This is a genomic window from Serpentinicella sp. ANB-PHB4 (assembly GCF_031432315.1).
GTDB lineage: Bacteria > Bacillota > Clostridia > Peptostreptococcales > Natronincolaceae > Serpentinicella.
In genome coordinates this window covers 15,761-28,115 of sequence record NZ_JAVKGO010000017.1, presented here as the reverse complement: position 1 = coordinate 28,115, position 12,355 = coordinate 15,761, and the positions used below count along the sequence as shown (strand labels likewise).

At 33.8% G+C, this 12,355-nt stretch carries 16 protein-coding genes; 15 read left to right on the top strand and 1 reads right to left on the bottom strand.

Annotated features, from left to right (window positions below):
* The 7 genes from RH915_RS10720 to RH915_RS10690 form a co-directional block, all read left to right on the top strand.
* On the top strand, window positions 1-1,289 hold a 1,289-nt coding region (locus RH915_RS10720), incomplete at its 5' end, for an SH3 domain-containing protein (RefSeq protein ID WP_310479961.1).
* Window positions 1,290-1,367: 78 nt separating this feature from the next.
* On the top strand, window positions 1,368-1,562 hold the full coding sequence (locus RH915_RS10715) for a hypothetical protein (RefSeq protein ID WP_310479960.1): 195 nt from the start codon (window positions 1,368-1,370) through the stop codon (window positions 1,560-1,562).
* Between the two features lie 129 nt (window positions 1,563-1,691).
* Window positions 1,692-3,194 (top strand): NAD(P)/FAD-dependent oxidoreductase, encoded by a 1,503-nt coding sequence (locus RH915_RS10710; RefSeq protein ID WP_310479959.1) that lies wholly within the window; start codon window positions 1,692-1,694, stop codon window positions 3,192-3,194.
* On the top strand, window positions 3,191-4,465 hold the full coding sequence (locus RH915_RS10705; protein WP_310479957.1) for an NAD(P)/FAD-dependent oxidoreductase: 1,275 nt from the start codon (window positions 3,191-3,193) through the stop codon (window positions 4,463-4,465). The genes RH915_RS10710 and RH915_RS10705 overlap by 4 nt, the downstream gene beginning before the upstream one ends.
* On the top strand, window positions 4,455-4,817 hold the full coding sequence (locus tag RH915_RS10700; protein ID WP_310479956.1) for a DUF1667 domain-containing protein: 363 nt from the start codon (window positions 4,455-4,457) through the stop codon (window positions 4,815-4,817). The genes RH915_RS10705 and RH915_RS10700 overlap by 11 nt, the downstream gene beginning before the upstream one ends.
* A 132-nt stretch (window positions 4,818-4,949) precedes the next feature.
* On the top strand, window positions 4,950-5,267 hold the full coding sequence (locus RH915_RS10695; RefSeq protein ID WP_310479955.1) for a hypothetical protein: 318 nt from the start codon (window positions 4,950-4,952) through the stop codon (window positions 5,265-5,267).
* 141 nt (window positions 5,268-5,408) lie between these two features.
* Complete coding sequence (locus RH915_RS10690) at window positions 5,409-5,897, top strand: COG2426 family protein (protein WP_310479953.1); 489 nt, start codon at window positions 5,409-5,411, stop codon at window positions 5,895-5,897.
* Between the two features lie 27 nt (window positions 5,898-5,924).
* Here RH915_RS10690 and RH915_RS10685 read toward each other — a convergent pair whose 3' ends face one another.
* Window positions 5,925-6,665 (bottom strand): ATP-binding protein, encoded by a 741-nt coding sequence (locus tag RH915_RS10685; RefSeq protein ID WP_310479962.1) that lies wholly within the window; start codon window positions 6,663-6,665, stop codon window positions 5,925-5,927.
* A 790-nt stretch (window positions 6,666-7,455) separates the two neighbouring features.
* Here RH915_RS10685 and RH915_RS10680 point away from each other — a divergent pair.
* The 8 genes from RH915_RS10680 to RH915_RS10645 all read left to right on the top strand — a co-directional run bounded on the left by RH915_RS10680 (window position 7,456) and on the right by RH915_RS10645 (window position 12,351).
* Window positions 7,456-8,133 (top strand): hypothetical protein, encoded by a 678-nt coding sequence (locus tag RH915_RS10680; protein ID WP_310479950.1) that lies wholly within the window; start codon window positions 7,456-7,458, stop codon window positions 8,131-8,133.
* A 126-nt stretch (window positions 8,134-8,259) separates the two neighbouring features.
* Window positions 8,260-8,556 (top strand): nucleotidyltransferase family protein, encoded by a 297-nt coding sequence (locus RH915_RS10675; RefSeq protein WP_310479948.1) that lies wholly within the window; start codon window positions 8,260-8,262, stop codon window positions 8,554-8,556.
* Window positions 8,543-8,935 carry a nucleotidyltransferase substrate binding protein gene (locus RH915_RS10670; RefSeq protein WP_310479946.1) on the top strand — a complete coding sequence of 131 codons (393 nt, stop codon included), beginning with the start codon at window positions 8,543-8,545 and terminating at the stop codon, window positions 8,933-8,935. Before RH915_RS10675 ends, RH915_RS10670 begins: the two co-directional genes overlap by 14 nt.
* Before the next feature lie 481 nt (window positions 8,936-9,416).
* Window positions 9,417-10,010 carry a type IV toxin-antitoxin system AbiEi family antitoxin domain-containing protein gene (locus RH915_RS10665; protein WP_310479944.1) on the top strand — a complete coding sequence of 198 codons (594 nt, stop codon included), beginning with the start codon at window positions 9,417-9,419 and terminating at the stop codon, window positions 10,008-10,010.
* A complete protein-coding gene (locus RH915_RS10660) occupies window positions 10,007-10,228 on the top strand; it encodes a nucleotidyl transferase AbiEii/AbiGii toxin family protein (RefSeq protein WP_310479942.1) in 222 nt (73 codons plus the stop codon). Before RH915_RS10665 ends, RH915_RS10660 begins: the two co-directional genes overlap by 4 nt.
* Window positions 10,229-10,568: 340 nt before the next feature.
* Window positions 10,569-10,679 carry a putative holin-like toxin gene (locus tag RH915_RS10655; protein WP_310479941.1) on the top strand — a complete coding sequence of 37 codons (111 nt, stop codon included), beginning with the start codon at window positions 10,569-10,571 and terminating at the stop codon, window positions 10,677-10,679.
* A gap of 242 nt (window positions 10,680-10,921) precedes the next feature.
* A complete protein-coding gene (locus RH915_RS10650; protein WP_310479940.1) occupies window positions 10,922-11,398 on the top strand; it encodes a VanZ family protein in 477 nt (158 codons plus the stop codon).
* 215 nt (window positions 11,399-11,613) lie between these two features.
* On the top strand, window positions 11,614-12,351 hold the full coding sequence (locus RH915_RS10645) for a glycerophosphodiester phosphodiesterase family protein (protein ID WP_310479938.1): 738 nt from the start codon (window positions 11,614-11,616) through the stop codon (window positions 12,349-12,351).
* Window positions 12,352-12,355: the final 4 nt, after the last annotated feature.

Sequence of the window (12,355 nt, the reverse complement as noted above, 5' to 3'; positions counted from 1 at the left end):
CAGGTATATTTGATTGGACGCCAAAAAAAGCAGGAAACTATCGATATGGTGTACATATAAAGGATAAAGAAAGTGAAGAGAGATTAGATAGCCATAGGTATTCTGTAATTAACGTGCTTCCTACTATTGCTTACCAAAGTACTTATTATAATAGAACATTTAAAGAAGTATTAGATATCCAGATGACTAGAGATCCACAGACTGATTTGTATGGTAAAGGTTGGCAGTCTGCTAAGCGTGAAGATGTTGCATATCACTTAGACCCACTAAATTTCTTACATTTTTCTCCAGCAAATAATATAGATCATCCACAGTCACTGCAGATTACGGCGAGTGCATTAAATGTAAGACGTGGTCCAAGTACTAGTTATAATATAGTAACTTCAGTCTCACGTAATGAAATATATACAATAGAAGACGAGAAAGATGGATGGTATAAAATCACTGCTAACGGTCATAGTGGTTGGATAGCTGGATGGTATACTGCCTTGATTAGTTATCCAGAAAAAATGCCTGAAGCAAGAACCATTGAAGTTACAGGGAATGGATTGAGAGTAAGGAGTACACCTGTAAGTGGAAATGTACTTGACCATGTAAATAGAGGTGAAGTATATACTTACCACGATGTATCATCCGAAGGGTGGTATAAAATAACTACAGCAAGTGGTTTTACAGGGTGGATTTCTAATGACCATGTAAAAAGAGTAAGAACAATACCAAATCAGATGTATCAATTTCTTGTATTATCAGGGAGTTCTGGTATATCAGCAAGCAATTTAAACAATGAGCTTAGAGGAAAAGGTATACTTGACGGTAAGGGACAAGCTTTTATAGAAGCAGGTAGATCTAATAATATTAATGAAATATATTTATTAGCCCATGCCTTATTAGAAACGGGGAATGGAACATCCGATTTAGCTACAGGGATAAGAGTAGATAAAGTTGATGGTAAAAGTGTGACACCTAGAGTCGTATACAATATATACGGCATAGGAGCTTTTGATGGAGAGGCTAAACGATTAGGAGCCGAATATGCATATAAACAAGGTTGGTTCACACCGGAAGATGCAATTATTGGTGGGGCAAAATGGATTGCAGATCGATATACTAAGAGAAGCCAAGACACACTGTATAAAATGAGATGGAATCCGATAAATCCTGGCTATGAACAATATGCAACTGACATAGGCTGGGCAACAAAACAGACTAGAAATATGGATTTAATGCTTGAAATCTGTATGAGAAACTTTATACCACTTCAATTTAATATTCCAATTTATAAAAAGTAACTTTTGAAGCTCGAGGGCATTGATGTCCTTGGGCTTTAAAGTTAAAAGATTTTAAAATAAAAGCAAGAGAATAAAACTATGTTAAGAGTTCTTATTAACAGAGCGAAGCCAATTATAGAGCTTAGAGGTACTATTTCTGTCGGAATGTCACTACGAATAACGACTACACATGCTACGGCAATTAGTTTTATAGATTATGCTACATTTTACAATGTTCACCATTATATTAATTTTAACTACCTTAAAGAAAATGGAGGTTGTTTAAAAAGCTGATAAGCAAGCTAAATAAATGAATATCCTTTCTGATCAAATGATTCACTTTACAGAGGGAGAGGGAACAAACTTTGTTAATCTTTTTATTGCAAATATACCGGAAAAACTGCAGAATTAGGGGGGGATAAAATGTATGATATTACCATAATTGGAGGAGGAATTATTGGCACTTCTGTTGCGAGAGAACTATCTAAGTATAAGTTAAATGTAGCTTTGATAGAAGAAGAAAATGACATAGCAAATGGAACAACTAAGGCAAATAGTGCTATTGTTCATGCAGGCTACGATCCTAATAGCGAAACATTAAAAGCTAAGCTTAATGTGAGAGGAAACAAATTATTTTATAAAATTTGCAATGAACTAGATGTACCTTTTAAAAGAATAGGCTCATTAGTTCTTGCATTTAATCAAGAAGAAATGGTAAAGATTAATAAATTATATAATAAAGGCTTAATAAATGGTGTTCCAAATGTAGAGATTGTGAATAGGAAAAGATTAATAGAGTTAGAACCCAATGTGAGTAGTAATGCATTAGGTGGACTATATGCACCAACGACTGGTATCGTTTCTCCGTGGGAGTTGGCAATAGCACTATCAGAGAATGCTGTTGAAAATGGAACACAGCTGTTTTTAGACACTGAGGTAATAGATATAAAAAAGGAAGAGAGCAATTATAGGGTCATTACTAAATATAAACAGTTTAAAACAAAATATATTATAAACTGTGCAGGATTACACGCTGATGAAATTAATAATATGGTGAATAGTGATAGTTTAAAGATCCAGCCTAATAGAGGGCAGTACTTTCTATTTGATAAAGGTATAGAGAACATGGTGAATACCGTTGTTTTTCAGTGTCCTTCTGAGAAAGGAAAAGGAGTAGTTGTTCTACCAACCATTCACGGCAATTTACTTTTGGGTCCTACCAGCGAAAAAGCATATGATAAGGAAAGTTTCCGAACAACAGTCGAGGGCTTAGATGTCTTAAAAAAAGAAGGGGCGAGAGTAATTGCGAATTTGCCATTCGATAAGCTTATAACTAGCTTTTCGGGACTAAGGGCTAAAAGTTATACAGGTGACTTTATTATAGAAGAGTCGAGGGAATCTAACGGCTTTATAAATGTTGCGGGTATTGATTCCCCAGGCCTATCTGCTGCTCCTGCAATTGCAGAACATGTAGTAGAAATACTACATAAAATTCATGAAGGTTTAGAAAAAAAGGAAGACTTTAATCCCTTAAGGAAAAAAGAGATGAGGTTTATGGAACTAAGTTATGATGAGAAAAATGAAATAATTAATAATAACCCTCAATATGGTAGGGTTATATGCAGGTGTGAAAATATTACAGAAGGTGAGATAGTAGATGCTATTCATAGAAAAGTAGGAGCAAGAACGGTAGATGGAGTAAAAAAGCGAGTGCGATGTGGTATGGGAAGATGTCAAGGAGGATTCTGTGGCCACAAGGTTATGGAAATTATAGCTAGAGAATTAAAAGTAGACATTACTGAGGTAGAAAAAGATAAAAAAGGATCCTATATTTTGACTAGCTCTAAAGATGCGAATGAAATGTACAACAAAATTAATGAAGTAGTTGTTTTAATGGTAAAGAGTCAGGGGGAGAACGTAGGATGATGCAGTATGACATTGTGGTTGTTGGAGGTGGACCAGCGGGACTAGCAGCAGCAATCAAAGCTAAGAAGGAAGGTATAGATAAGGTTTTGATTATTGAAAGAGATAAAGAATTAGGAGGTATATTACAGCAATGTATTCATAATGGTTTTGGTTTACATATATTCCAAGAAGAACTGACCGGACCAGAATATGCTGAAAGATTCATTAAAGAAGTAGAGAAATTGGAAATTGAGTATAAGTTAGATACTATGGTAATAGATTTATCCCCAAAAAAAGTAATAACAGCTATTAACAGTGTAGAGGGAGTTATAAGTATACAAGCAAAAGCTGTTATACTAGCAATGGGATGCAGAGAAAGAACTAGAGGGGCTATTAGTGTCCCAGGAACTCGTCCCGCCGGAGTATTAACAGCAGGAATGGCTCAGCGATCTATTAACATAGAGGGATATATGGTAGGAAAAAAAGCTGTAATTTTAGGATCCGGTGATATAGGGTTAATTATGGCTAGAAGATTAACGTTAGAAGGGGCCCAGGTAGAAGCTGTCTTAGAGCTTATGCCTTATTCGGGTGGACTTACCCGGAATATAGTGCAGTGCTTAGATGACTATCATATTCCATTGTTACTTAATCATACAATTATTGAAATAAAGGGAAAAGAAAGAGTTGAAGGAGTAATAGTTGCTAAGGTCGATGAGAATAAAAATCTAATAATAGGAAGTGAAAGATATATAGAATGTGATACGTTACTTTTATCAGTAGGGCTAATTCCTGAGAATGAACTATCTAGAAAAGCAGGCGTTGAAATTGATAATGTTACAGGAGGTCCTATCGTTAATGAATCTATGGAAACTAATATAAGTGGGATTTTTGCCTGTGGAAATGTAGTTCATGTACACGACCTGGTTGATTGGGTGACCAAAGAAAGTATGAGAGCAGGAAAAAGTGCTTCAAAGTTTGCAAAACAATTGTTAAATAATCAGGATTCAATTAATATTAACGTGGGTTGCGGAATAAGATATGTTGTTCCCCATAAAATTAGTCTAAGTGAAAAAAAAGAGACTATAGAACTATATATGAGAACAGACAATGTATATTGCAATGCAGATATAGTTATTCAAGTAAATGGGGAGACAGTAAAAAAACTTAAAAAACCTCGTTTGAATCCTGGAGAAATGCAGTCTATTAAACTACAATTGAAACAAATACAACTTGAGAAGAATCCTATAATTACTGTTTGCGTAGATAAAGGGAGGGCTGAAAATGGGATCTAAACAAATTGTATGCATTGTTTGCCCGGTTGGGTGTACTCTCAAAATTGCTAAAGAACTTAATGAATACAGCGTTAATGGAAATAAATGTGCTAAAGGGAAGTTATATGCAATAGAAGAGGAGACTAGACCTACTAGGATAGTCACGTCTACTGTTAAGATAGCTAATGGACATTTAAATAGGTTACCTGTTAAAACAAGCTCTCCAATACCGAAAAAGTTAGTATTCAAATGTATGGAGGAAATAAAACGTATAGAAGTAGAAGCTCCTATTAGAGTTGGGGAGGTATTAGTTAATAATGTTTTAGGAAGTGATGTCAATATTATAGCTTCTAGAAGTATGTATAAAGAGTGATTCTTGGAAAAGGTGGAGGACGCACTTGTGGGGGAAGGATGAAGTTAAGGTATTCGATGAAATGAGTCATCAAATGGAACGAGAAATCCTTGAGGTGACCTGGGATGCAGAAGCTGCTGAAAAGGCTGGGTTTTGAGAGAAGACGATATCCAAGAAAAGATTAAAGATATAGAAAAGAAAGTGTCTTATCAAAGTGATTTTAAAATAGAAGTGGATGAAATAATTGACTATGTATGTAAGTATACAGCGTGTAGCAAAGAAGTTGTGTTTAGAAGGACTAAAGAAAGAAAATACGTTAATATAAGAAAAATAATCGTACATTTATGTACTGACTATTGGGATGTAACGGATAAATCACTTGTTCATAAGTTAAATATTTCTCCTTATACTATTTCAAAAATAAAGCAAGGTAAAAATAAATCAGCTCTAAAATTATTTACTTGTAAATAAAATATAAGAAGGTAGATAAAGAATATAAAGGTGCAAGATGAACCTTTGACATGATATAATAAAGAAGGGTTTTAACATTTTGTACCGAATAGATAATAGGTTGTAAATTATCTAAAGAGACTAATAATAAGGGGCACATTTATGGAAATGATTTTAAGAACATTACTTAATTTTTTAAGTGTAGAGCTGACGGTTTTGATAACAGCGGCGATGCCAATTATAGAGCTTAGAGGGGCTATTCCTGTAGGAATGTCACTAGGTATGACGCCTACACATGCGACGGCAATTAGTTTTATTGGGAGTATGATTCCGGTACCTTTTATATTGTTTACAATTAGACCGATCTTTAATTACCTTAAGGAAATGAGGTTGTTTAAAAAGCTGATCCATAAGCTTACGGATCGTTCTTTAAGCAACAATGGGACAAAGCTTCAAAAATATGGCGCCTGGGGGCTGATTATAGTGGTCGCTATTCCACTACCGGGTACTGGTGTATGGAGTGGTAGCTTAGCAGCTGCACTTTTAGACATGCGTTTTAAATGGGCTTTTCCAGCAATTCTTGTAGGAAATTTAATTGCAGCGATTGCTGTAATGTCTTTAAGTAATGGTGTATTCAGGGTGTTTTCATAATTAATATTTAGGTGTTCGAAAGTTATGCTACTTTGCTTTGTAAAGAATAAAAGCGTTCTCTAACATTTTAAGATAATTATAAATGGTGTCACTGGTGGTCTTTCTGCCACTACTTGTTAGATAATCACTGATTTTTTTTGTTGATACGATACTTCCTATATTATCACTAATAAATTTTAAAATACTTTCTAGAAGCGCAGCATCTCTCACACCGTTTCGCTCAATAACGTCTTTCATCAGTACAGTATTGTAAATACCCTCAAGGAAAGGACCAATAGTCTCTGGATGATCCATTAGCTGAACAACAGTTGGAAGACCACCAAACTCAAGGTACTGGTTAAACTTATCTTGGAGACTATCATCTTTATGGTTTTCCGTAAAGTTCAAATACTCTTTAAAGGATAATGGCTGCATTTTAATCTCAACATATCGTCCGGAAAGCAATGTAGAAAGCTCGGAAGACAGTAGATATGCGTTGGATCCTGTTATGTAGATGTCTACATTAGCATCTACAAGAAAAGAATTAATTACTTTTTCCCAGGATGATACTTGTTGGACTTCATCAAGAAGAATATAATGCCTATCACTATTATTTTTGAGTCGTTTTTTTATATAAGCATGAAGATCCTTATAAGTTGTTATTTCATCAAAATCAAAGGATTCAAAGTTCATACGAATGATGTGGTTTTTGGAAACGCCACTTTTAATTAAATGATTTTCAAATAAAGAAAGTAGGGTTGATTTACCACAACGACGGATCCCTGTTATTACTTTAATTAATGGCTTATCTATGTAATGGATAAGCTGTGTAAGATAAAGATCTCGATTTTTTATGACACCACCTCTTTATTAAGAGTATAACCGAATAATATATATATATCAAAAATTTTACGAGTATAGTCGAAAAAAAATGAAATAATAAAGCAGTGGAAAGTAGAAAGTTGGTCAGGAACAATAGTAGAGCAATTGTTTATCCATAGTTAAACAATCGTTCAACCATTGCTTACCTACAGTTCCATATTTGTTAAAATTGGTTAATTACCTTAGTTTTAACAGTAGTTGAGCAGTTGTTAAACCATTGTTCAACCATTGCTTAGCTATCGTAATAAAGTTGGAAAGTAGAAAGTTGGAAAGTGGAAAGGCAAAATCAAATGCCAACTTACTACTTCCTGCATGAACATAGTAAGTTGTGAAAATAAAATCAACATAGGGCCTTAGGTTGGAGTGCGTACTCTACTTAAGGTTTTTATTTTGCACATGTAGAATTATTCATACCAATATAAATGTTCACTGGAGTCATACTTGTTGCGCTATTTTTAAACAAAAGGGACTATTTACACTATAATATTGAAATAAAGATTATGACATAATAAACATCGTAACTGAGTCCAATCAATGAATAACGTTATTGAAAATATTTTATGTAAAAAAAGGGAAATTTAAGTTTTCATAGAACTATTAATAAAGATATAAAGGCTAATACAAAGTAAATTAAATGTATGCAATAAGTAATATTTGTCAAATCTATAAAATAAATGAAAAGAAGGAAGTGTAGATAATGAAAAGAAAAAGTATTGTGATATTATTAATTTTGATATTAATAGGTTCCATGTTTACTATTGCTTGTAGTAAAGATGAAGAAGTAAATGAACAGGCAGATATAGAAGTAGAAGAGGCAGAAGAGGTGGATAATGAGGTAGAAGAGGTACAAGAAGTTGAAGAAGTAGAACAAGAAAACGAATCGGATGAAGATGATGGTTGGATACAAGGACAGTATATGTGGGATGCTGTAAGTGATACCACTGTAATGTCCGAATTATTAGGTTTAAACTTTAAAGCAGAATTAGCTGATAAGATATACTATAGTAAAGACGGCCAAGTATACTTTTACGTAGAAGATGAAACTACAATTGTAATGGGTACTGTTAATATTCAGGATGATGGTACAGGTATTTGGGGTGACATATACAAACTTAGAGCAGCCTACGTGAATGAATTTAGAGATAATGGTGATATTGCACTGCAAGTAATAACTAAGGATGTTAGTACTGATGATGTAAGAGAAGCAGCAATGGATATTACATTTAACTTCCAAGAATTAACTTTTTCAATATCGGAAGAAGTTTGGCAACTAGAAGAATACGCAGACTCAGTAGAAGAGTTTGTAAGTGTAGCGGAACATCACCTAGAAGAAATAATGAACGAGCATAATGAATTTATTGAAAGTAAAGATTAATAGGACATAAGACCTTAAGTTAGCGTGAAGTACGCTACTTAAGGTTTTTAATTTTTGCAAACTTATAATTATTTATAGTAATCATCGAGTATGATAAAATGGTATTATTATCAAGTGGAAAGAAGTGTGATTTTGTTGATGGATCATGTTTTGGAGGAAATAAAAAAACTTGGGGAAAGCTATGGTTTTGAAAGGGTGGTGTTATTCGGATCTAGAGCCCGGGGAGATCACTCAAAAACAAGTGACTATGACATTGCTGTTTTTGGACAAGTTTCCTTGAGAGAAAAGGCAATGTTTTGTGATGCGCTAGAGGAGATAAATACATTAAATAAATTTGATGTTGTTTTTACAGATGATCATATAGAAGAGAAATTATTAAATAATATAGTAGAAGAAGGTGTTGTAATTTATGAACAAACTTGAAAATAAGTTAACTAATTTTAGTAATGCATTAGAACGATTAAAAGAAGCTGTTCTTGAATATAAAAAGGAGGACTCAAGCGATATTGTAAGAGACGGTCTTATACAAAGGTTTGAGTTTACTTACGAACTTGCATGGAAGACAACAAAAGTTTACTTTGAAGATTTAGGTATTGTTGATAAAAACTCACCAAGAGCTGTAATTAAGGAAGCTTATAGTCAAAATATGATTGTTAATGAGGAAAACTGGCTATTAATTTTAAATGATAGAAATATGACATCTCATGTATACAAAGAGGAAGTGGCAGAGGAAATAGCACAGAGAATTGCTGAATGTTACGTAAAAGAGTTTGAAATGCTTTTGGATAAAATAAGAGGTTAGACTAGGAAGTAGGTGGAAAGTTGGAAAGTAGAAAGTTGGTCAGATGGTTAGGAGATAGATGGTAGGAAAGGCGTAAATCAAAAAAATGGTTAATTACCTTAGTTTTGACAGTAGTTGAGCAGTTGTTAAACAGTTGTTCAACTATTGCTGAACCATTGTTTAACGATCGTTTATCTTAACGACATAAGACCTTAAGTTGGTATCAAGTACGCTACTTAAGGTTTTTATGATTTTATCACAATTAGTGAAGTAAATGGGGATAGGCTTTGTATCTGTTAATTTAAATATTAATTAAAAAGTGCGACAACTTTCAAACTTTGCGCTTTATAATACTCTTTGAACTGTGACAAGTTAAATGTTAGATATAAAGATAAATAAGTTAAATTAAATATGTAACTATCTATATAATAAGGAATCATGTTGACGTTTATACTAATGTAAATTAAAATATTAGTATGTATGTCAAAATGGGGGTAAAGTTATGTCTGTCACAGAGAAATTAAAAGCACTTATCGAAAAATATGATGGTGTTATCACTACAAAGCTAGCGGAAGAAAATAGTATCCACCGAGAATATTTAAGAGGGTTAGTTCGAGATGGTGATTTAGAACGAGTTGCTCATGGGATTTACATCACACCAGAGGTTTGGGAAGATCAAATGATGATTATACAATTGAGGAAAAACAAGATGATTTATTCCCATGAGACAGCCTTATATTTACATGATTTGACGGATAGAGATCCAGTCCAATATGTTGTGACTGTCCCCCACGGATATAATCCTACACGGCTGAAAGAAGAAGGCCTAAATGTTCATACCGTTAAGAGAGAGTTATTTGAATTAGGTGTTTGTTATAAAGAGACCACTTTTGGAAATAAGGTAAAAGCATACGATATGGAGAGGACCATCTGTGATATTTTACGTGATAGAAATAATCAGGATCCTTCTATTGTTAGTGATGCAATTAAAAGGTATCTAAGTAGTAAAGATAAGGATCTTAACCAAATTATGAAATATGCAAGGCTATTAAGGGTAGAGAATGTTCTTAGGCCTTATTTCGAGGTAATGCTATGAAGACGTCTACGCAACTAAAAGCTTTGATTCGCAACTTATCTAGGGATAAAGATGTAAAGGCGGAGATTCTACTTAGAAACTTTATGCTTGAACGGTTACTTGAGAGAATCTCATTATCAGAATACAGTAATCAATTTATTCTTAAAGGTGGTATGCTTATAGTGGCAATTGTCGGAGTAGATGCTCGATCGACCATGGACATGGACGCAACAATTTAGAGGTTTTAAGTTAACAGAAGAAAATCTTAAGGAAGTTGTCAATAAAATATTGTCTGTACCTAAGCGTAGTTAAACAGTTGTTCAACCATTGCTTAACGATCGTTTCACTATTGTAATAAGTTGGTCAGTTGCTCTAGTTTTTACAATAGTTTGGTCAGACCAATTTATATCTCTAAAAACTGTCATTATTGTTGATTTCTAAAAAGCTTCAACTTTGAAGCGAATAAAAGCTTAAGCAAACTATAGTAAAGTTTTTAACATTTTGATAGAATAGGAATGAGGTAATCGGATAAAAGTAGGTGTGGTTGCCACTTCACTTCAGATGAGGGGAGGTGGTGCGATGAGTACATATGAGGCAATATCATTAATGATAATCTTCGGTATGTTTACGATATCGCTAGTCTCCTTAATTGTTAATCTATTAAAGGATAGCAAAAAAGGAAAAAAATAATCACCCTGCACGGCCATGCAGAGTGATTAAGTAAGTTTAGTCGTCTGGTGGCAATCGCATTATGCGAATCCGATTACCTTTTTTATTATTATATCATAAATAGGGTAGAAATAAACAGGATATTTATAAATCTTTTTTTAGAAACTATTTTATTACGTAAGGAATAACAGGAGATTAAATAGATCGTGGTGGATCAGAATTATATATAAAACATTTACTTAAAGAAAGTTGTGTAGAAGGGTATGAATAAGAAAAAGGTTATTTTAATATGTTCTTGGTTAGGGGTTCTGCTTTGGATGGGGGTTATTTTTTTCTTTTCTCATCAGCCAGCAGATGCATCAAGTGAACTAAGTGAAGGGTTTACTGAAGCAATATTTCAAGCAATTGAAAGGGTTGCACCGAACATTGCTGAGGGTATAGATTTAAGGCAATTACATCATATTATTCGTAAGTATGGGCATTTTTTTGTGTACTTTGTACTAGGTGTAGTCGTATTAAATGCGATCAGAAGAAGTGGGAAAGATGGACTTAAGAGCATAATAATAGCTTTTATAATTTGTGTAGTCTACGCAATTAGTGATGAAGTTCACCAAACCTTTATTCCTGGTAGGAGTGGTGAAGTAACGGATGTAATAATTGATAGTGTTGGTGCTGCTGTTGGGATAGGGTTTTACATGGCAGTGAAACAGTTGGGTAGTTGGATAGGGGATAGGAGATAGAAGAGCAGTTGGAAAGTTGGTCAGTTGGTTAGTTGGAAAGCAAAAGAAAAACAACTACTTAGTTCTTTACTTTGTTCAGAATGCTGAACAAAGTAAAGGATCCATTTGACTCTATCTTTTGGTTTTATCTTTCCACTTTCTGCTCTCCAACTTTCCAACTGTTCTTCTTACTAACCAACTAACCAACTATCCAACTAAAACCGGAGTGTGATAAATTGAAAGAGGATATGAAATGGTTAAGTCAAATGCATATTGCTCACAGAGGGTATCATTTTGGAAGAAGAATTCCTGAAAATTCCATTGCTGCTTTTGTAAAGGCAATGAATGAAGGCTTTGCCATAGAGTTAGACCTGCAGCGCCTAAAGGATAACAATGTTGTTGTTTTTCATGATGACAATTTAAAGCGTATGACTGGTTATGATAAAAAGATTAATGAATGTACGTTAGATGAAATTAGGGGACTAAAATTATTGGATAGCAATGATACAATTCCATTGTTAAGTGAGGTTTTAGAGCTAGTTGGTGGTAAAGTGCCCTTAATGATTGAATTAAAAAATAAAGGACAAGCCGGGATGATGGAAAAAGCAACTGAGAAGCTATTAAGAAATTATAAAGGACAGTTTGTGATCCAATCCTTTAATCCTTTTTCTGTGTCATGGTTTAGACATAGAGCACCTAATATCGTTAGGGGTCAGTTGTTTAAGAAGTATGAAAAAGGGGAGATTGCTTTTTATAAAAAACCTTTTTTACGGATGGACGTTTCTAGTAGTATGAGCAAACCACATTTTATAAACTGCGAAATCAGTACCCTTGAAAATGTTAAAAATAAGCTTATAAAAAATAAAGAATTACTATTACTAGGATGGACAGCAAAGAGCAAAACAGATTTTATTCATGCCAAGAAAAATTGTACCAACGTTGTTTTTGAAGGCTTTGATCCTAGAGAAAGTTAAAGAC